Source organism: Pseudomonas sp. IT-P218, from assembly GCF_949767605.1.
Taxonomy (GTDB): domain Bacteria; phylum Pseudomonadota; class Gammaproteobacteria; order Pseudomonadales; family Pseudomonadaceae; genus Aquipseudomonas; species Aquipseudomonas putida_AE.
This window is the reverse complement of sequence record NZ_CATKQQ010000033.1, coordinates 349,355-369,281: the sequence shown is the minus strand read 5'-3', so window position 1 is coordinate 369,281 and position 19,927 is coordinate 349,355. Positions and strand designations below refer to the sequence as shown.

Here is a 19,927-nt window from a genome sequence, read left to right as displayed (position 1 = left end):
AAGAAGGCTTCGAGCCTTTTCAATCATTTAGAAACGCCCTTAGCCTGGTGGCGAGGACGTCCATATTTTTTAGCTCGCACTCCCACACGACGAGGGCTTGCCAACCCATCGCATGAAGCTTCTCCAAGCTCTCCTGGTCGCGCTCCAGCGTCTTAGCAAACTTTGGCAACCAGTATTCTGTTCTGCTCAATGGCGTCGTCGCTTTGCTGCAGCCGGCGTGTCGATGCCAAAAGCAGCCATGCACGAAAATCGCTTTCTTCTGCGAACGGAACACCAAGTCAGGTTTCCCGGGAAGGTCCTTAGCATGAAGACGATAACGAAACTTCATGGAAAACAACAGCTTCCGTACGCGTAGCTCTGGCTTGGTGTCCTTGGAGCGTACGAGCGACATTTGTCTGCTCCGCTCCTCTATGGAAATGCGGTCCATGCGTCATTCTATCAGGCGGTCACTTTCGGTGCTGGTGCAAAGGGCGGACGGCCCTACACGTCCCAGATTTTGTTTGCGCATGATCGGTGAGAACAATCTAGCGCCGCGTCAACTGCTACTTGTGACAGTGAGACAGGGAAATCACTCAGGTGTCATGAGCACCGCGAGTGTCATCTTGATGAACTCCTCATTGCGGTCGATTGTGTCCAGAGCCCCGCGGACGTTGTCCGCAACCTCGGCTGATCCGCGTTGCTCCACCCAGTTCGAAAGCTCGAGGATGGCAGCCTCAAGGGCGAGCTGGTTTTCGTTGATCTTGAATAGCAGGGAAGGGAGCAGGTCTGAGTTCGACATCGTGAATCCTCCGTGGATTTCAGCGCAGCAGCAGGATTTTCTCGGTGGTGGTCGAGGTTGTTGGCAGGATGCCGGAAGGCGGGTAAAAAAAGGATAGTTTTGTAACGACACCCGAAAAGTTTTGTAACGCTTCAGGTGTGGTCGGATTTTCGCCAAATCCCAGAAACGAAAAAGCCCTGAAAAATCAGGGCTTTGTCGTATAAAGATGGCGGAGGCGATGGGATTCGAACTCATGGACCTGTTACAGTCGACGGTTTTCAAGACCGTTGCCTTAAACCACTCGGCCACACCTCCGTTTGTGTTGCGGGCGCCATAATACCTGAATGAAACACACTGTCAAACTCTCTGCATAGCTTGTTACAGGGCGTCTGTTATGATCTTTGCGACTGAACGTTTCAAACCAACAGGAGTGTCGCCATGCGCGAACAGGATTACGCAGTTAATAACAGCGTGCAGGCTGAGCAGCTAGAGGTTAGCCGCGTCCTGCGCAACACATACGGCTTGCTCGCTCTCACCCTCGCATTCAGCGGCGTGATGGCGTTTGTCGCCCAGCAGATGCGTGTCGGCTACCCGAACATCTTCGTGGTGCTGATCGGTTTCTACGGCCTTTTCTTCCTCACCAACAAGCTTCGTGATTCCGCCTGGGGCCTGGTGTCCGCCTTTGCCCTGACCGGTTTCATGGGCTTCCTGCTCGGCCCGATCCTCAACCGTTACCTGGGCATGCAGGGCGGTGCCGAGGTCGTGAGTTCGGCGTTTGCGATGACGGCCCTGGTGTTCGGCGGTCTGTCGGCCTATGTGCTGATCACCCGCAAGGACATGAGCTTCCTCGGCGGTTTCATCACGGCGGGCTTCTTTGTGCTGCTGGGTGCGACGCTGGCGAGCTTCTTCTTCCAGATCAGCGGCCTGCAACTGGCGATCAGCGCGGGCTTCGTGCTGTTCTCCTCGGTTTGCATCCTGTTCCAGACCAGCGCCATCATCCATGGCGGCGAGCGTAACTACATCATGGCTACCATCAGCCTGTATGTATCGATCTACAACCTGTTCATCAGCTTGTTGCAGCTGTTTGGCATCATGAGCCGCGATGATTGATCGCCAGCCATGATTGAAAAAACCCGCTTCGGCGGGTTTTTTTATGCCCGGCTTCTGTACCGGCGGCTATGCCATGGGTGGCAGGCGGCGCTTGACCGGGGTTTTCTTGACGATGGCGGTGTTGGTTTCGGCGTGGGTGTTGAGGCGGTCGAGCAGGGTGTCCAGTTGTTCCATCGAGCGCACATGCAGGCGGGCGATGAAGCAGTCGTCACCGGTGACCTTGTCGCACTCGGTGAACTCGGGGATGGCCATGATCTGCCGTTCCACTTCCTGCAACTGGCCGGGCAGCGGGCGGATGCGCACGATGGCCTGCAGCTGATAACCGAAACACTTCGGGTCGATTTCCACGGTGTAGCCCTTGAGCACCCCACGTTCCTCGAGACGGCGCAGGCGCTCGGCGACGCTGGGCGAGGACAGGCCGCTGATCTGCGCCAGGGCCTTGAGCGAACGTCGCGAGTCTTCCATCAAGGCGGTGATCAGCACCTGGTCGATGTCATCGGTCATGGCGAAACCTCAATTAGGCAGTTTTGTAAAATCGCCTTCGCATAAAAGGCAGATTCGAAGTTTAGCCTGCTTTTTGCACTGGAGCAGCGCCCCGGTCGATTGGCATACTTTGCCCATCAATCACAGGAGTCTGATGATGGACAACTCGATACGTCGCGGCTCGTTCGAAATGACCGCCGCCATGCTGATCTCCGGAACCATCGGCTGGTTCGTGCTGGTGTCCGGGCAACCGGTGCTGGATGTGGTGTTCTGGCGCTGCCTGTTCGGCGCCGGCACCTTGCTGTTGATTTGCGCGGCCTTCGGTTTTTTGCGTGCGGACATCCTGACCCGCACCACCTTCCTGCTGGCGGTGCTCAGCGGCGTGGCGATTGTCGGCAACTGGGTGCTGCTGTTCGCCTCCTATTCCCGGGCCTCGATAGCCATCGGGACGGCGGTCTACAACGTCCAGCCGTTCATGCTGGTGGGGCTGGCGGCGCTGTTTCTCAACGAAAAAATCACCCTGCAGAAACTGGCCTGGCTGGCGGTTTCCTTTCTCGGGATGCTGGCGATCGTCAGTGCCCATGGCGGTCAGGGCGAAAGCGGCAGCCAGTACCTGATCGGCATTGTCCTGGCGCTGGGGGCAGCGTTCCTTTACGCGATCGCGGCGTTGATCATCAAGCGCCTGACCGGGACGCCACCGCATCTGATTGCGCTGATCCAGGTCAGCACCGGCGTGCTGCTGCTCGCGCCATTCGCGCATTTTTCGGCGCTGCCGCAAGCGCCGGGCGAGTGGGGCAGCCTGGTGACGCTGGGCATCGTGCACACCGGCGTGATGTATGTGTTGTTGTATGGCGCGATCCAGAAACTGCCGACGGCGCTGACCGGCGCGCTGTCGTTCATCTACCCGATTGCGGCGATCTTCGTCGACTGGTTTGCCTTCGGCCATCGCCTGGAACCGCTGCAATGGATTGGGGTTGCCGCGATTCTGCTGGCCGCTGCCGGCATGCAGCAGGGCTGGAGTTTGAAATTCCGGCGCACAGTGACCCCATGAACCCGTCAGATGTTCCAGTTCGGCGCGGTCCTGGCCAGGCGCTGGCGCATATCGCCGATGTTGGCGGCCAGTTGCTCAGTCAATAAACGGTAACCGTCCAGGGCGTTGTACACCGGTGCTTCGAGACTGACGACCGGTAACGCCATGGGGCGGTTCAGCCGCTCGGTGACGCCGGACTTCAGCGCCCGAGCCATGCCGATCAATTGCACGCGAATCAGCCGATGCTCCGCTTTCAATGCCGTTTGCAGGTCACTGGCGTCCGGCCGGGTGTTGCCCAGTATCTCCAGGGTGCTGACACACAGACGCAGTTGGCGCTGGATGGCATCGAGTTCGGTCATGGAAATCTTCACCTCCTTGGACACCGATGGCATCAGTGAGCGCAGCTGCACCATCACGGTGTTGAGGCGGCCCATCAGCTTGAGGTGTTCGTCGGCCGTCACCGATTGGCCGCTGATGATGCGCCCGTAGAGCGTCGCGCAATCTCGCAAGGCGTCAGCCAGGTTGTAACGCCAGGAATAGACCGCATAGAGCGGCAGGGCGAAGGAAAACGCCAGGGCCAGGGCGATGCCGATCAGGATGTCGACCCCGCGCCACAGCCCGTCGGAGACTGGATTGTCACCATGGCCGGCGACGATGAAGACGGTAATGCCGGCCAGCAGCGCGGTGTAGCCGCCTTTGCCGATGGCGTGGTACGAGAAAAATCCGCACACCACCGCCATGGCGAAATAGGTCAGCCACGGCAGGCCGAGCCAGGACTGTTGCACCACCAGCACCAGGCCGACAGCAGCCCCGACCAGGGTGCCGATGGCGCGCTCGGCGGCTTTTTTGCCGATGTTGCCATGGTGCTGCAAGCCGCCGATCACCACCAGCATCGTCACCGAGGCCCACTCGCCGTGGGGCAGGTTGATGCCGGTGGTCAGCAGGATCGACGCCAGTAACCCGAGCGACACCCGTACCGCATGGATCATCCGCGCATGGCGATAACGCCGGTACGGGTCCAGCAACGGACGCAGTAACCGACGCAGCAGCGGTGGCAGGCGAAGGGCCGTGGATGCGCTCAGGTTGGCTCTCCTCAGAAGATGTAATCAGTGGTCAGGAAGCTGGAACTGCGGCCGCTGATGATCTCGCTGATGAGATCCTTGTTGGTCTCCTGGAACTTGGTCGCCACCAGCGTGCGGATCGAAAACACCCTTAGGGCGTCATGGACCGACAAGGTGCCCTCGGCGGAATTTTTCCGGCCGTTGAACGGGTAGGTGTCCGGGCCGCGCTGACATTGGGCGTTGAGGTTGATGCGCCCGACCTGGTTGGCGAAGGTATCGACCAGTCGGCCGACCGCCACCGGGTTGGTGCCGAAGATGCTCAGTTGCTGGCCGAAGTCCGATTCGAGGACGTAATCGATCACCGTGTCCAGATGGCGATAGGGCACGATCGGCACCACCGGGCCGAATTGCTCTTCCTGGTAGACCCGCATCTGCGGCGTCACCGGGTACAGCACGGCAGGGTAGAAGAACGACGCGCGGGTCTCGCCGCCATGGGGGTTCACCACTTTGGCGCCCTTGCTTTCGGCGTCGGCCACCAGTGAGTGCAGGTAATCGACCTTGGATGACTCCGGCAGCGGCGTCAGGGCCACGCCGCTGTCCCAGGGCATGCCGGGCTTGAGCGTGGCGAGCTTGGCGTTGAATTTCTCGATGAAGGCATCGACTACGTCTTCATGGACAAACAGAATCTTCAACGCGGTGCAACGCTGGCCGTTGAAGGACAGGGCGCCGGTGACGGCTTCGTTGACCGCGTTGTCCAGGTCCACCTCCGGCAGGACGATACCGGGGTTCTTCGCATCGAGCCCCAGCGCCGCACGCAGGCGATGGGGCCTTGGATGCAGTTTCTTCAGGTCGCTGGCGGCCTTGTTGGTGCCGATGAAGGCAAAGATGTCGATGTTGCCGCTGGCCATCAGCGCACTGACCGTCTCGCGCCCGCTGCCGTAGATCACGTTGATCACCCCGGCCGGGAAGCTGTCGCGGAAGGCCTCGAGCAATGGGCGAATCAGCAGCACGCCAAGCTTGGCCGGCTTGAACACCACGGTGTTGCCCATGATCAGCGCCGGGATCAGCGTGGTGAAGGTTTCGTTCAGCGGATAGTTGTAGGGCCCCATGCACAGCGCCACGCCCAGCGGTACGCGGCGGATCTGGCCGAGGGTGTCCTGTTCCAGCTCGAAGCGGCTGGAGCGACGGTCGAGTTCCTTGAGGGCGTTGATGGTGTCGACGATGTAGTCGCAGGTGCGGTCGAATTCCTTCTCCGAGTCCTTGAGGTTCTTGCCGATTTCCCACATCAGCAACTTGACCACCGCGTCGCGCTGTTCGCGCATGTGGCCGAGGAAGGTTTCGACGTGCTGGATGCGCTCGGCCACGCGCATGGTCGGCCACAAACCCTGGCCGCGATCATAGGCGCGCACCGCGGCATCGAGGGCGGTCAGGGCGGTGGCGGCATCCAGCAGCGGCGTGCTGCCGAGGATGACTTGTTCATCGCCGTCGGGTCCGGCGAGGTACACCGGGCTGCGAACCTGGGCGAGGGGACCTGGCCAGGTCTTGAGGACGCCGTCGACCAGGTACTCACGTTGTTCGGTCGGGCCGTCGAGACGGTATTTTTCCGGGATGCTGGCGGCATCGGGAAACAGGTTGCCAAGGATCTGTGCTGTGGTCATGTCGCTACCCCGTGTGTAGTGTCAGCCGTGCGCTTATGGCTAGCCGTTGAAGAATCCGGTTCAAGGGTTATACGCCTTGTTGATGCGGTTTTTTAGCTGCAATCGAGCGCTGATGGGCAGAATAGAGGGGTGAAGCTGTGGTTGTTGTGCTTCAAGCGTAGACCGCAAACGGCGTTGGGTGAAACGCGATCTTTTGACCTGGGAGCACACAATGGCGGGTGTCGAGGTTAAACTTCGCGCTCTTTCATAAGGAGTTCACATGAGTCACTACCAGCCGGGCATCCTCGCCACCCCTGTTCCGCCTCTCGCTCGTCATATGTTTTTCGCCCTGGAATCGGTGGCTGCACTGCCGGCTGCGCTGGACAAGCTGATGCAACTGGTGGACGGCAAATCGGCGGTGGTCGGTTTCGGTGAGTCCCTGGTCAAGGCCCTCGACGGGCATATCGAAGGCTTGCGGCCGTTTCCGGCGCTGGCCGGTGTCGGTGTCGATAACCCGTCGACGCAACAGGCGCTGTGGTGCTGGTTGCACGGTACCGACCGTGGCGAACTGCTCAACCGCAGCCACGCCTTCGAGGCGGCCTTGGCGCCGGCCCTGCGTCTGGTGCAAGTCACCGAGGGTTTCCGCCACCGTGACGGCCATGACCTGACCGGCTACGAAGACGGCACCGAAAACCCCCGTGACGAAGCCGCCGCGGCCGCCGCGCTGGTGGGGGCGGGCGTCGAGGGCACGGTGGGCGGCAGTTTTGCCGCGCTCCAGCAGTGGCAGCATGACCTCAAGGGTTTTCGCGCGATGCCGTCCCATGAGACGGATGACATCATGGGCCGTCGCCTGAGCGATAACGAAGAACTCGACGACGCACCGATCTCTGCCCACGTCAAACGCACCGCCCAGGAGAGTTTTGCCCCTGAAGCGTTCGTGGTTCGCCGCTCGATGCCGTGGATCGAAGGCGACCGCGCCGGGCTGATGTTCCTGGCCTTCGGTTTTTCCCTTGATGCCTTCGAGGTTCAGCTGCGACGCATGAGTGGGCTGGAGGACGGTATTACCGATGGCTTGTACCGCATCAGCCGTCCGATCACCGGCGGCTATTACTGGTGCCCGCCGTTGAAGGATGGTCATCTCGACCTGCGCGCGCTGCGCATCGGCTGAGACATTATCTGTAGGAGCCGGCTTGCCGGCGAATAGGGCGATGCGGTGAGTCAGGCATACCGCTTTCGCTGGCAAGCCAGCTCCTACAGTGAATCTAACCTTATGCTCAAACGGTATTTCTCATCCCCGTACTTAGAACCATAAGATCACGTCATAACTCGTTATGACAAGTGATCCTCATGACCGATAACGTTCTATCCCTCAGCCCTCTTTCACACAGCAGTGTCCCGCTGCACACCCAGCTGCGCGACATCCTCCGTGCGCGCATCCTCGACGGTGAATACCCGCAGGACAGCCAGATGCCTTCCGAAAGCGAGCTCGGCACGCTGTTCAAGGTCAGCCGCATCACGGTGCGCCAGGCCCTCGGCGATCTGCAGAAGGAAGGGCTGATCTTCAAGATCCACGGCAAGGGCACCTTCGTCGCCAAGCCGAAAACCTTCCAGAACGTCAGCACCTTGCAAGGCCTGGCCGAGTCCATGACCGGTCGCGGTTATGAGGTGATCAACCGCCTGCGCAGCTTCAAATTCATCGCCGCCGACAAGCTGGTCGCCGAACGCTTGCAGGTCGCCGAAGGCGAGACCGTGGCGCAGATCAAGCGGGTACGGCTGATCAACCGCGAGCCGATTTCGCTGGAAATCACCTACCTGCCCAAAGCCCTTGGCGAACGCCTGGAGAAGGCTGACCTGGTCACCCGCGACATCTTCCTGATCCTGGAAAACGACTGCGGCCTGGCCCTGGGTCACGCTGACCTCGCCATCGACGCGGTGCTGGCCGACAGCGACCTGACCCAGGCGCTGAACGTCGAGGCCGGCTCGCCGATCATGCGCATCGAGCGCCTGACCCACGACGCCCAAGGCCGCCCAGTGGACTTCGAACACCTTTACTACCGTGGCGATGCCTTCCAGTACCGCCTGCGGATCGACCGGCAAAAAGGGGATCAGGCATGACCCGAACGACACTGGAACAGGAATACGACATCGTCGTGATCGGCGGCGGCACCGCGGGGCCCATGGCGGCGATCAAGGCCAAGGAGCGCAACCGCGATCTGCGGGTGTTGTTGATCGACAAGGCCAACGTCAAGCGCAGCGGCGCGATCAGCATGGGCATGGACGGCCTGAACAACGCGATCATTCCCGGCCACTCGACACCGGAGCAGTACACCAAGGAAATCACCATCGCCAACGACGGCATCGTCAATCAGGCCGCGGTGTATGCCTACGCCACCCACAGTTTCGAGACCATCGAGCAACTGGACCGCTGGGGCGTGAAGTTCGAGAAGGACGAGACCGGCGACTACGCGGTGAAGAAGGTCCACCACATGGGCGCCTACGTGCTGCCGATGCCGGAAGGGCATGACATCAAGAAAGTGCTCTACCGGCAGTTGAAGCGGGCACGGGTGAGCATCACCAACCGCCTGGTCTGCACCCGCTTGCTGACTGACAGCGAGGGGGCGGTCAACGGCGTGATGGGGTTCGATTGCCGCACCGCCGACTTCCATGTGATCAAGGCCAAGGCGGTGATCCTCGCCTGCGGTGCCGCCGGGCGCCTGGGCCTGCCGGCCTCGGGGTACCTGATGGGCACCTACGAAAACCCGACCAATGCCGGCGACGGTTACGCCATGGCCTATCACGCCGGGGCGGAACTGGCGAACCTGGAATGCTACCAGATCAACCCGCTGATCAAGGACTACAACGGCCCGGCCTGCGCCTATGTTACGGGTCCTCTGGGCGGCTACACCGCCAACAACAAGGGCGAGCGCTTCATCGAGTGCGACTACTGGAGCGGGCAGATGATGTGGGAGTTCCACCAGGAACTGGAAAGCGGCAACGGCCCGGTGTTCCTCAAGCTCGATCACCTGGCCGAGGAAACCATCCAGAACATCGAAGAGATCCTGCACAGCAACGAACGGCCGAGCCGCGGTCAGTTCCACGCCAATCGCGGCACCGATTACCGCACGCAGATGGTCGAGATGCACATCTCCGAAATCGGCTTTTGCAGCGGGCATTCGGCGTCGGGGGTGTGGGTCAACGAGAAGGCCGAGACGTCGGTCAAGGGCCTGTATTCGGCGGGTGACATGGCCGCGGTGCCGCACAACTACATGCTCGGTGCGTTCACCTATGGCTGGTTTGCCGGCAACAATGCGGCGGACTTCGTCGCCGGCCGCGAGTTTTCAGCGCTGGATGCCGAGCAGATCGAAATCGAGAAACAGCGGGTCTATGCGCCCCTTGATCGCGAACACGGCCTGCCACCGGCCCAGGTCGAGTACAAGCTGCGCCGCTTCGTCAACGACTACCTGCAGCCGCCGAAAGTGACGAAAAAGATGCAGATCGGCCTGCAACGCTTCAGCGACATCCAGCGCGACCTCGATCAGATCAAGGCCCATAACGCCCATGAGCTGATGCGTGCCATGGAAGTCAGCATGATCCGCGACTGCGCCGAAATGGCCGCCCGCGCTTCGCTGTTCCGCGCCGAAAGTCGCTGGGGGCTTTACCACTACCGGGTCGATCATCCGCAGCGCAACGACAGCGAATGGTTCTGCCACTGCCACCTGAAGAAGGGGGAAGACGGCCTGATGAGGAGTTTCAAGAAAGCCGTCGAGCCTTACATCATCCCGCTGGACGCCGATGAAATGCAGGCCTACGACCGGTTGCGGGTCGGTGCCGATGCGGCTTGAGCATGACACTAGAGAGAGACCGTGAAATGGCCTACCAACCCCAGGAAATATTCTTTCGCTCCAACGCGCCGGTCACTGTCGATGAGGACCTGTGCATCGCCCACAAAGGCTGCACCGTGTGCGTCGACGTCTGCCCGATGGACCTGCTGGCGATCAACCCGGCCACGCAAAAGGCCTACATGGCCTTTGATGAATGCTGGTACTGCATGCCCTGTGAAAAGGACTGCCCGACGGGGGCGGTGAAAGTCGATATCCCTTATTTGCTGCGTTGAAACACAATCAATGTGGGAGCGGGCTTGCTCGCGAAGACGCCGGCATGGCTGGCATCTCCATTGACTGAAAAGGACGCTTTCGCGAGCAAGCCCGCTCCCACAGGGGATCGCGTACAGACAAATCAAAACGCCATCCGGCCACCCCCGGACGCTTGCTTCAAGACACCCCTCGTTTCCCACCACGCCCTGATCGTGGCGGAGACGAACATCCTATAAATGATTCGAGGGGAAACACTCATGCTCTTACGTGCAGCGATTGCCGGTCTGGTACTGGCTTCATTCACCTTGTCGGCCCAGGCCGAAACCATCCGCATTGCCATCGGCACCCAGGACACCACCATCAACTGCGCCGCCGGCGGCCTGTTGATTCGCGAGCTGGGCCTGCTGGACAAATACCTGCCCCACGACGGCCAGTACAAAGACGCCCAGTACGACATCGAGTGGAAGAACTTCACCAGTGGCGCGCCGCTAACCAACGAGATGGTCGCCGGCAAGCTCGACTTTGGCGCCATGGCCGACTTCCCTGGTTCATTCAACGGCGTGGCGTTTGAAACCGCCGGCAAGCACAGCCTGTTCATCAGCGTGCTGTCGGGAAGCACCCAGGGCAGTGGCAACGGCATCGTGGTGCCGAGCGCCTCGGGTGTGCAGTCGCTGGCCGAGCTCAAGGGCAAGACCATCTCCGTGCCGTTCGCCTCGACCGCCCACGGCATGTTGCTGCGCGCGGTGGCGGCCCAGGGCTGGGACCCGCTCAAGGACGTGAACATCATCGCCCAGCCGCCGGAAGTCGCCGGTTCCGCGTTGCAGGCCGGCAAGATCGACGCCCATGCCGACTTCGTGCCGTTCGCCGAACTGTTCCCGAGCCGCGGGTTCGCGCGCAAGATCTACGACGGTTCCCAGGCCGGCGCGCCGACCTTCCACGGGGCGCTGGTCGACCAGGCGTATGCGAAGAAATACCCGGAAGTCGTCGTCGCCTACCTGCGCGCCAGCCTCGAAGCCAATCAGCTACTCGCCGCCGAGCCTGAGAAGTACAGCGAACTGATCGCCAAGGTCACCGGGGTCGACGCCGAGGTCAACTACCTGTTCCACGGCCCCCTCGGCGTACAGACCCGCGACCTCACCTGGAAACCTGAATACCGCCAGGCCGTCGGTACCGCTATCGACACCCTTAAGTTGTTGAAGAAAGCCGATCGCGGGCTCGACCTGAATACCTTTATCGACGACCAGTACATCCGCGCCGCGTTCAAGGCCTCAAACCTGGACTACAACGCGCAGCTTGCGAACTACCAGCAGACGCCGCTTAAAGCTGTCGATGCCTCCAGCGGTGAAGCCATCACCGATTTCAGCCATGTGGCCGAGATCTGGGTGCGCGGCGAGCCGAAAGTCCGTCAGTACGCTTCGGCGCAAGCGGCGTTCACCGCGTTGGCTGCGCTGAAGCAGGAAGGCAAGAACATCCGCGCGGTGTATGCCCAGGCCGCTGACAGCGGGATCAAGTTGCTGGCGGACCAGGCGTGGTTTGCCAGTGATGCCAAGGGGCGTTTGAGTGCATTCCTGCTCAAAGGCCAGGCCCAACAATTCGCCACGGCACAGGGCGGCAAGGTGTTCGATTTCACCGACGCCACTACCCAGGCCGTGGCGGTCCGCTAACCACCAGAACACCGAAAACCCTTTAGGAGCTGGCTTGCCAGCGAAGGCGCCCGACCAGCCAACATCAATGTTGACTGACACACCGCAATCGCTGGCAAGCCAGCTCCTACAGGTTTCCCGGTGAGAGGGAATATTGTGTACGGATCATTTTTACGCTGGATTCCGAGGGCAGCATCCTTGCTGCTCTGCCTGCTGTTCTGGCACGTCGCCGCCAGCCAACACTGGAACCTTGGCCTGGTGACCTTCACCAACGTCCCGACCCCCTTGGCCGTTATTGAAGCGGCGCTGGGCCTCGGTGACTCCGGCAAGCTCGCCCGGCACCTGGGCAGCAGCCTCAGCCGCGTGTTCGCTGGCTACCTCGCTGCCCTGGTCATCGGCGTCGCCCTGGGCCTGGCCATCGGCCGCTCGAAGTGGGCCGAAGACTTGTTGCTGCCACCCCTGGAAGTACTGCGCCCAATCCCCGCCGTGGCCTGGATTCCCCTGGCGATCCTGATGTTTCCCTCGTCCGAGCTGTCGATGGTCTTCATCACCTTTACCGGCGCATTGTTCCCGATCCTGCTCAATACCGTGCACGGCGTCGAAGGTGTCGACCCACGGCTGATCGCCTCGGCGAAAAGCCTCGGGGCAGGGCGCCGGGCGATGTTGCTGGAAGTGATCCTGCCGGGTGCCGCACCGAGCATCATCACCGGCCTGGCCATCGGCATGGGCACCTCGTGGTTCTGCCTGGTGACGGCCGAGATGATCTCCGGCCAATACGGCATCGGTTATTACACCTGGGAGTCCTACACCATCCAGAACTACCCCGACATCGTGGTCGGCATGCTGCTGATCGGCGTACTCGGGATGGGCAGCAGCCTGCTGATCAAACGCCTGGGCGGCGTGTTCACGCCCTGGCACCGACCACGAGGAAAAGCCTGATGAGCGTTTTTCAACAGCCTGAAGGGCGTATCGATATCCGCGCTTTGTCGATCAGCCTGGGCGAGGGCAGTGCAGCATTCGAAGCCGTGCAGGGCCTGGACTGTCTGATCGAACCGGGGCAGTTCGTGTGCATCCTCGGGCCGTCCGGTTGCGGCAAGTCCACCTTGCTCGGCGCACTGGCCGGGCATCTGACAACGTACACCGGGACCCTGAATGTCGACGGTGCAAAAGTCTCGGGACCGTCGCCGCAACGCGGCATGGTGTTCCAGCATCACACGCTGTTCCCCTGGCGAACCGTGCGCGACAACGTGGCTTTCGGCCTGAAAATGCGCGGTGTCGGCAAATCAGAACGGCACCGGGCCGCCGACGAAATCCTCGCCCTGGTGGGCCTGCAAGACTTCGCCGAGTGCTGGCCGGATCAGCTCTCCGGTGGCATGCAGCAGCGGGTGGAAATCGCCCGGGTGCTGGTCAATCGGCCACGGCTGTTGCTCATGGACGAGCCCTTTGGCGCCCTCGATGCCCTGACCCGCCTGAACATGCAGGAGCTGTTGCTGGACATCTGGACGCGCATCCGCACCACCGTGGTCTTTGTCACCCATGACATCGACGAAGCGCTGTTCCTCGCTGACCGCCTGCTCGTCATGAGTTCGCGTCCCGGGCGGATCATCGAAGACTTGCGCCTGGATTTCCCCCGGCCACGCACGAGCGAACTGGTGACCAGCCATGAGTTTTCCCGCTTGAAGCGACACTGCCTCGAATTATTGCGTCACGAAGATGGTCGGCAATTACCGCGCCTGAACCCTCTCGGACTGCCCCCTGAAAACAAACTGCCGCGATTTGCCCTATGACCTCACTATTCGATGTAACCGACAACGACGACATTCTCGCCCTGCAACCGCGACTGACCGATGACGATGCCGGCGTGCGCCGCATTGCATTGATCGAACTGGCCGACCTGGAAGAGCCGGACGGCTTGCTGTGGCTGGTCAATCGACTGGCTGAGGACCCGGCCGAAGAGGTCCGTGCCGAAGCCGCACGCTTGCTGGAGGCCTGGGAAGATGAACCGGTGGTCGAGGCGCTGTGCCAGGCGCTGACCGACTCATCCGTCGCGGTGCAAACTGCTGCCGCGCAAAGCCTCAGCCTGCTCAAGAGCGAAGCGGCGGGCCGGGTGATCCTGCCGTGGACCGGGCATGCCGACATCGGCGTGCGCATCGCCGCGTTCAGGGCCTTGCGCGAATTGCGCTATCCACAGGCGGCTTCGGCGGCGCTGTTGGCGTTGGGCGATCAGGACGCCAATGTCCGCCGTGAAGCGGTGGGTGTGCTGGGCTGGCTCAAACAGCTCGACGCCTTGCCGGCCCTGGCGCGCCTGGCCAGCGCCGACCCGGACACCGAAGTGCGCCGCGCCGCCACCGGCGCCCTCGGCCTGGCGTCCGACGCGCAGGTGCTGCCGGCCCTGCGCCAGGCCTTGCAGGACCAGGCCTGGCAAGTGCGCGAGGAAGCCGCCACCACCCTGGGCAAGGTTGGGCACGCTGACGCCGGCCCGGCATTGGTCCAAGCCTTGAGCGACGATTACTGGCAAGTGCGCCTGCGCGCGACCCGCAGCCTGGGTCGTTTGCGTTACGCCCAGGCTTTAGACGCGCTGATCGACACCCTTGGCCACCGCATCAGCAACCTGCGCAAGGAAGCCGCCCTGGCCCTTGGTGAGTTGAACGATAAAGGCGCCATCGCGCCGTTGCAGGCGGCGCAGGACGATGGCGATCCGGAAGTGCGCAAGGCGGTACGCATTGCCCTGAGTCAGCTGCAATGAACCCGGTGGCGGTGGGTAATTCCCAAAGCAAACAACAACTGCGCTTGAACTGGCCGGATGGCCGCGAGCAGTTGCTCAATCACGCAGAGTTGCGCCGGCAGTGCCCGTGTTCGCAGTGCCGGGCGTTTCGATTGCGGGGGATGACGCCGCTAGTGGACGACCGTGTTCGGCTGGTCGAGGTGAATGCCCAGGGGTATGGGTTGCAGTTGGTATTCAGTGATGGCCACGAACGCGGGATCTACCCGTGGGCTTACCTCGCCGGGCTTGGTCGGTGAATGGAATGCCGCTTTCGCTGGCAAGCCAGCTCCTACAATTTATCGGTGTTGCCACCAATAATGTGGTCACCTGGGTCCCTGTAGGAGCTGGCTTGCCAGCGAAGGCAATCTCAAATTCAGCACAAGATTCAAAGGCCAAATACAGAGTGGGCATTCAGAAGGATTTGCTGATGCTTGCCACCACCGTCGCGCTGCACACGTCGTCGAAGCCCCAGTTGCTGGTGCACTGGCTCTTGGACAAATCGGTGTCGATATAGCTCAGGCCCAGCATCACACCCGCCAGTTCGTGGGTCAGCTTGACCTCCCATTCACGGTAGGAATCCTCGGCTTCACCCGAGCTCGAATACAGGTGCGGGTCCTTGAAGTCCATCAAGCCGTAGCGCAGTTTCAGGCCGGTGTCGTAGGGCAATTCGGTCTCGTAGCCGACATAGCTGTAGAGCGAGTTCTGCTCGCTGTCGATGCCCGGTGCATCGTCGGAATAATAGGCGCCGAGTTTCACCCCATAGACGCTGAGAATCCCGTAGACCTCGCTCTGATTGAACTGGCTCTCTTTCGGATATGAATACTTGAGATAACCCAGGTCGAGGTTGATGGCGTCTGTGGCCTCCCAGAACCAACCGGCGTAGTAATCGACTTCCTGCCGGGTCTTCAGGCCGTAGCCAAAATCGACGTTGGACGTCCATGCGCCCAGGTACAGGCCGCTGCTGTGTTGCAGGGTGGCACCGGCCTGCAAGGCGGGGTCGTTCTGGGTTTGCGAGATGCCGCGGGTGCGGTAGTCGCTGGCCAGGGTCACGTCCAGCAGCAAGGAGAAATCATCGTTCAAGGGCACGGCCTGGCTGCACAAGGGCAGCAAACTCAAGGAACCGAGGGCGAACAGGGTGAAAGCTTTCATGGGGGGTACGTCCCGCTATTGTGATTGTTATGGGCAGATTTCAAGCAAGGCTGCGCCGGGCCTCGTGTCGTAAAACACGAGGTCGGGCAGGGGGGGGCGGTTTTTGTTAGAGGGTTGCCGCGTAGACTTGCCGGCCGGCGAACCAGGTCTGCAGCACCTGGGTGTCGTGCAGGGCTTTTTCGTCGACGCTGAATACATCGCGGTCGACCACGATGAAGTCGGCCTGTTTGCCGGCGCTCAGCGAGCCGATCTGTTTGTCCAGGCCAATGGTGCGGGCGGCGTTGAGGGTGTAGGCATAGAGCATGGTTTCGCGGTCGATGCGCTCCTCGGCGTTGAGCACGCCCAATGGACCGACCCGGGTCATGGCCTGGGCCATGGCGTTGAACGGGTTCGGCGTGGACACCGGCCAGTCGCTGGCCCCGGAAAGGGTCGCGCCCTGTGTGAGCAGCGAGTGCGCCGGGTACTGGTAACGGAACGCCTGGGCACTGACGTACGGCTTGATCATGTCCGTGGTGTAGTCGTCGGCGCTGGCCCAGAGCAGTTGCATCGAGGCGATGACGTCGAGGGGTTTGAAGCGGGCGAACTCTTTCGGGTTGACGATCTGCAAGTGCGTGATGGAGTGGGGCACGCCGCTCTGCCGGTCCTTGCGCGCCTGGGCAATGCCGTTCAGCGATTCGCGCACCGCACGGTCGCCGATGGCGTGGATGTGCACCAGCCAGCCGCGCTGATCGATGGCGCTGACCAGCTCACCGAAGTGCTTCGGATCGATCAGCAGTTCGCCCGGTTTGTGCGAGTTGGTATAGGGGTCGATCATCGCTGCGCTCTGTGCCGGGTACTCGATCACGCCATCGGCGAAGATCTTGATGCCGGGCAGCGTAAGGTTGGGAATGCCCTGGAATTGCTGACGGACCTTGTCGAGGGTGTCGAGATCGGCCGGAACGCTCTTGCCGTTGGCCACCAGCAGCGCGGCGACGTGGGCGGTCATGCCGCCACTTTCTGACAGGGCCTTGTACACCGGCAGCACGCCGACGGTTTTCTCCGTGGGCTTGAGGGCGAAAACCGGCTCGCCGGGCGCAGCGTTGGCGGCGGGGTCCATCCAGGCGGTGATGCCGAGGCTGTTGTTGTAACTCACGGCGGTTTGCGCCGCTTTCAACATGTCGGCGGCACTCGGCGATGGCATTTTCGAGGCCACCCGGTCCCACCCGGCGTCCACCAGGAAGCCGTTGGGGCTGCCGTCGGCGAGTTTGCCGATGGTGTCTTTCTCGGCGTCTGGCAGGGTTTTGAGCAGCGCGGCATCGATGCCGCCGCGCTTGAGCATCACGTTGTTGGCCCAGGCCGTGTGGTGGTCGCTGCCGGTGAATACCACGCCGACGTCGGCCCATTCGCCGCTGTTGAATTTTTTGCCCAGCGCTTCGGCCTGGGCCCAGTAAGCCGAACTCATGCCGGCCACGCTCAGGACATCGCCATGCTTGGCCTTGCCGTCGTCACGCCAGGCGCGCAGGCGTTTTTCCAGTTCGTCGAGTTCGACGACCTCGTCTGCCATGTTGGCCGAGACCATTTCCAGGCCCCCGAAAATCGCGTGGGAGTGGCTGTCGATCAGGCCGGGCATCAGGGTCTTGCCGCCCAGGTCGATGACTTGGGTGCCCGACTCGATCAGGGCCTTGATCTGGGCATCGCTGCCCACTTGCAACACCTTGCCATCCTGTACCGCCAGCGCCTGGACCTTGGGCTGGTTACGGTCGGCGGTGAAGATCTTGCCGTTGAACAGCACCAGGTCGGTCGCCGCCATGGCTTCCAACGAGGCAAAACTGACTGCCACCATCAACAGATTCGGGATGAATCTTTTCATTGAATGTTTCCTTGTTATTGCGTCTGATGGCCAGATTAGTGGCTTGCCGCGCTTGGCAGAACGCCTCACTCACGAAAAACGTTTTTGCCTGAATGGAAAAAGTATGGACAAGCTGGGTGCACTGAAAATGTTCGTGGTCACGGCGCAACTGGGCAGCTTCAGCCGCGCCGCCGAGCAATTGGGCAAAACCCCGTCGGCGCTGACCAAAGCGGTCAACCACCTGGAGGCGGAACTCGGCGCGCGTTTGTTCGAACGCAGCACCCGGCGGATCCTGCTTACGGAATCCGGGCGGCTCTACCTTGAAACTGCGCGCCAGGTGTTGCAGCGACTGGACGAGGCCGGCGAGGAAATCGAGCAGCTGCAGCATGGTTTGCGCGGCAGCCTGAAAATCACCGCGCCGCTGGCCTATGGGCAGGCCTTTCTCGATCAGGTATGTGGCGGTTTTCTTGACCAGTATCCGCAGATCAACCTGCAGGTGGACCTGTGCGACGACTTCGTCAATCTGCTGGAGAGCGGCCATGACCTGGCCTTGCGCGAAGGGCACGACGACTTGCCGGGGTTGATCGCGCGCGTGGTCGGCAGCAATTGCCTGGCGCTGTGCGCGAGCCCGCAATACCTCGAACGCAAGGGGCAGGCGGTCACCCCGCAAACCCTCGACGAGCATGACTGGTTGCTGTATTGGCATCCGTTGCTCAGTCGCGAATTCTGGTGGGTCGAGCGCGACGGCCAGCGCCTGAGCCTGCCGCAGCCTCAGGCACCGCGCCTGCGCAGCGACAACTACGACCTGCTGCTAGCCAATGCCCTGGCCGGACGCGGCCTGCTGCATACGCCCTTGTGGAGCGCGGCGCCGTACATCGCCGATGGCCGGCTGGTGCGGTTGATGGCCGACTACGACATAGACCCGGACAGCTTCGGCCCGCACATCCTGGCGGTGTACCCCAGCCATCGACGGGCCACGGCCAAGGTGCTGGCGTTCATCGATTACATCGCAGGTTTCCTGGCATCCCGTGGTTTGGGCGTACCCGTGATTCCCCCTGTAGGAGCTGCCTCGTTTCACTCGTCAGCTCCTACACACAGGTGCTTGTCAGATAATTCCCACAGGAGTACAAATGTACTCCATGACGACCCTGACTCCCCGCCGTACCGCCATCCTGACCTTTATCCGCGAACGTATCGCCGAGCACGGTCAGTCCCCGAGCCTCGCTGAAATCAGCGAGGCGTTCGGTTTCGCCTCCCGCAGCGTGGCGCGCAAACATGTGCTGGCGCTGACCGAAGCCGGGTTTATCGAGGTCAACCCGCATCAGGCCCGGGGCATTCGCCTGCTCGGGCAGCCGCCGCGCCCTGAGCTGCTGGACATCCCGGTACTCGGCCGGGTGGCGGCCGGTGCGCCGATCGGTGCCGATGCCGAGGTCCATAGTCGCTTGCTGTTCGATCCGTCGATGTTCTCCCGGGTGCCGGACTACCTGCTGCGGGTGCGCGGCGACTCGATGATCGAGGATGGCATTCTCGACGGCGACCTGGTGGGCGTGCACCGCAGCCCCGAGGCGCTGAACGGCCAGATCGTCGTGGCGCGCCTCGACGGCGAAGTCACCATCAAGCGCTTCGAACGGGTCGGCGACCGGGTTCGCCTGTTGCCGCGCAACCCGGCCTATCAGCCGATCATCGTCGAAAGTGATCGAGACCTGGCCATCGAAGGGGTGTTCTGCGGCCTGGTGAGGCAAGGCTGATGGGTGCCGTCGTTGCGCTGGATACGCTGTTCAATGGCGGCCAGGTCTGGCGAGGCCGGCCTGCGCCGCCGGCCGTCAGCCCGCAACCCACCGGGCATGCCGCGCTGGATGCGGCGTTGCCCACGGGCGGCTGGCCGGAGGCGGCCCTGACGGAAATCCTCCTGGCCGGGCAGGGTGTGGGCGAATTGCAACTGGTGTGGCCGGCGCTGGCGCGGCTGTCGGCGGCGGGCGAACGCATCGTCCTGGTGGCGCCGCCGTATGTGCCGTATCCCCAGGCCTGGCAGAGCGCCGGGGTCGATCTGCGCCAATTGTCGATCATCCAGGCCAGCGAGCGCGATGCGTTGTGGGCGGCGGAACAGTGCCTGCGTTCGGGCAGTTGCGGCGCGGTGCTGTGCTGGCCGCACAAGGCCGATGACCGCGCCTTGCGCCGCTTGCAGGTGGCCGCGGAAACCGGCTCGACCCTGGCCTTCGCCTATCGCTCGCTCAGTGAAGCGATCAACCCGTCGCCAGCGGCCCTGCGCATCGCCATCGATGCCAGGCCGGCACAGTTGCGGGTGCTCAAGTGCCGGGGCGGCTTGGCCCGTTCGGCGCCGATTGCCTTCGCCGTGGGGCATTGAGGTTGC

The 19,927-nt window shown here is 62.0% G+C and carries 20 protein-coding genes, 1 tRNA gene and 1 pseudogene; 14 read left to right on the top strand and 8 right to left on the bottom strand.

The genetic code is table 11. The annotated features are described in order from the left end of the window. Positions 1-19: 19 nt before the first annotated feature. The 3 genes from ACM6I6_RS19310 to ACM6I6_RS19300 form a co-directional block, all read right to left on the bottom strand. Positions 20-427, bottom strand: a complete 408-nt coding sequence (locus ACM6I6_RS19310) for a very short patch repair endonuclease (protein ID WP_414920522.1) — start codon at positions 425-427, stop codon at positions 20-22. A 141-nt stretch (positions 428-568) separates the two neighbouring features. Continuing rightward, on the bottom strand, positions 569-778 hold the full coding sequence (locus ACM6I6_RS19305; RefSeq protein WP_414920601.1) for a hypothetical protein: 210 nt from the start codon (positions 776-778) through the stop codon (positions 569-571). Between the two features lie 206 nt (positions 779-984). After that, positions 985-1,072: transfer RNA gene (locus tag ACM6I6_RS19300), tRNA-Ser, on the bottom strand. A 123-nt stretch (positions 1,073-1,195) separates the two neighbouring features. On the opposite strand from ACM6I6_RS19300, the gene ACM6I6_RS19295 reads away from it, so the two are divergent. After that, entirely contained in the window at positions 1,196-1,867 is a 672-nt protein-coding gene (locus ACM6I6_RS19295) for a Bax inhibitor-1/YccA family protein (protein ID WP_034147218.1), read from the top strand. A 66-nt stretch (positions 1,868-1,933) separates the two neighbouring features. Here ACM6I6_RS19295 and ACM6I6_RS19290 read toward each other — a convergent pair whose 3' ends face one another. After that, positions 1,934-2,371 carry an Lrp/AsnC family transcriptional regulator gene (locus ACM6I6_RS19290; RefSeq protein WP_007987480.1) on the bottom strand — a complete coding sequence of 146 codons (438 nt, stop codon included), beginning with the start codon at positions 2,369-2,371 and terminating at the stop codon, positions 1,934-1,936. Between the two features lie 136 nt (positions 2,372-2,507). Here ACM6I6_RS19290 and ACM6I6_RS19285 point away from each other — a divergent pair, with 136 nt between their 5' ends. Further along, positions 2,508-3,401, top strand: coding sequence for a DMT family transporter (locus ACM6I6_RS19285; protein ID WP_323606410.1), 894 nt, complete (start codon positions 2,508-2,510; stop codon positions 3,399-3,401). 5 nt (positions 3,402-3,406) lie between these two features. On the opposite strand, the gene ACM6I6_RS19280 is transcribed toward ACM6I6_RS19285, so the two are convergent. Next, positions 3,407-4,429 (bottom strand): FUSC family protein, encoded by a 1,023-nt coding sequence (locus tag ACM6I6_RS19280; RefSeq protein ID WP_323626149.1) that lies wholly within the window; start codon positions 4,427-4,429, stop codon positions 3,407-3,409. A 44-nt stretch (positions 4,430-4,473) separates the two neighbouring features. Beyond that, positions 4,474-6,099, bottom strand: coding sequence for an NADP-dependent glyceraldehyde-3-phosphate dehydrogenase (locus tag ACM6I6_RS19275; protein ID WP_414920521.1), 1,626 nt, complete (start codon positions 6,097-6,099; stop codon positions 4,474-4,476). Between the two features lie 259 nt (positions 6,100-6,358). Between ACM6I6_RS19275 and ACM6I6_RS19270 the strand changes: the two genes are divergently transcribed. From ACM6I6_RS19270 to ACM6I6_RS19230, 9 genes are all read left to right on the top strand, one after another. Next, positions 6,359-7,246, top strand: a complete 888-nt coding sequence (locus tag ACM6I6_RS19270) for a Dyp-type peroxidase (protein ID WP_414920520.1) — start codon at positions 6,359-6,361, stop codon at positions 7,244-7,246. 179 nt (positions 7,247-7,425) lie between these two features. Next, positions 7,426-8,193 carry a GntR family transcriptional regulator gene (locus tag ACM6I6_RS19265; RefSeq protein ID WP_323606406.1) on the top strand — a complete coding sequence of 256 codons (768 nt, stop codon included), beginning with the start codon at positions 7,426-7,428 and terminating at the stop codon, positions 8,191-8,193. Continuing rightward, a complete protein-coding gene (locus ACM6I6_RS19260) occupies positions 8,190-9,920 on the top strand; it encodes a fumarate reductase/succinate dehydrogenase flavoprotein subunit (protein WP_414920519.1) in 1,731 nt (576 codons plus the stop codon). Before ACM6I6_RS19265 ends, ACM6I6_RS19260 begins: the two co-directional genes overlap by 4 nt. Before the next feature lie 26 nt (positions 9,921-9,946). Beyond that, positions 9,947-10,192 (top strand): ferredoxin family protein, encoded by a 246-nt coding sequence (locus ACM6I6_RS19255; protein WP_008060065.1) that lies wholly within the window; start codon positions 9,947-9,949, stop codon positions 10,190-10,192. 237 nt (positions 10,193-10,429) lie between these two features. Then, the gene (locus ACM6I6_RS19250) at positions 10,430-11,836 is read left to right on the top strand and encodes an ABC transporter substrate-binding protein (protein ID WP_414920518.1); all 1,407 of its coding nucleotides are present in this window, start codon (positions 10,430-10,432) and stop codon (positions 11,834-11,836) included. A gap of 135 nt (positions 11,837-11,971) precedes the next feature. Then, positions 11,972-12,754, top strand: a complete 783-nt coding sequence (locus tag ACM6I6_RS19245) for an ABC transporter permease (RefSeq protein WP_274075895.1) — start codon at positions 11,972-11,974, stop codon at positions 12,752-12,754. Next, positions 12,754-13,602, top strand: coding sequence for an ABC transporter ATP-binding protein (locus ACM6I6_RS19240; protein ID WP_414920517.1), 849 nt, complete (start codon positions 12,754-12,756; stop codon positions 13,600-13,602). The genes ACM6I6_RS19245 and ACM6I6_RS19240 overlap by 1 nt, the downstream gene beginning before the upstream one ends. Beyond that, positions 13,599-14,561, top strand: a complete 963-nt coding sequence (locus ACM6I6_RS19235; RefSeq protein WP_414920516.1) for a HEAT repeat domain-containing protein — start codon at positions 13,599-13,601, stop codon at positions 14,559-14,561. Before ACM6I6_RS19240 ends, ACM6I6_RS19235 begins: the two co-directional genes overlap by 4 nt. Beyond that, on the top strand, positions 14,558-14,836 hold the full coding sequence (locus ACM6I6_RS19230; protein ID WP_408596743.1) for a DUF971 domain-containing protein: 279 nt from the start codon (positions 14,558-14,560) through the stop codon (positions 14,834-14,836). Before ACM6I6_RS19235 ends, ACM6I6_RS19230 begins: the two co-directional genes overlap by 4 nt. Before the next feature lie 154 nt (positions 14,837-14,990). Here ACM6I6_RS19230 and ACM6I6_RS19225 read toward each other — a convergent pair whose 3' ends face one another. Further along, positions 14,991-15,728 (bottom strand): TorF family putative porin, encoded by a 738-nt coding sequence (locus tag ACM6I6_RS19225; protein ID WP_274075899.1) that lies wholly within the window; start codon positions 15,726-15,728, stop codon positions 14,991-14,993. Positions 15,729-15,834: 106 nt separating this feature from the next. Beyond that, on the bottom strand, positions 15,835-17,577 hold the full coding sequence (locus ACM6I6_RS19220; protein WP_274075900.1) for an amidohydrolase: 1,743 nt from the start codon (positions 17,575-17,577) through the stop codon (positions 15,835-15,837). A gap of 103 nt (positions 17,578-17,680) precedes the next feature. On the opposite strand from ACM6I6_RS19220, the pseudogene ACM6I6_RS19215 reads away from it, so the two are divergent. From ACM6I6_RS19215 to imuA, 3 genes and pseudogenes are all read left to right on the top strand, one after another. Next, positions 17,681-18,592 (top strand): annotated as a pseudogene (locus tag ACM6I6_RS19215) (LysR family transcriptional regulator); the annotation flags it as partial. Positions 18,593-18,686: 94 nt separating this feature from the next. Beyond that, positions 18,687-19,304: a transcriptional repressor LexA gene (gene lexA, locus ACM6I6_RS19210; RefSeq protein ID WP_274075902.1), complete on the top strand. Its 618-nt coding sequence runs from the start codon at positions 18,687-18,689 to the stop codon at positions 19,302-19,304. Beyond that, positions 19,304-19,921, top strand: coding sequence for a translesion DNA synthesis-associated protein ImuA (gene imuA / locus ACM6I6_RS19205; protein ID WP_323606398.1), 618 nt, complete (start codon positions 19,304-19,306; stop codon positions 19,919-19,921). Before lexA ends, imuA begins: the two co-directional genes overlap by 1 nt. Positions 19,922-19,927 lie beyond the last annotated feature (6 nt).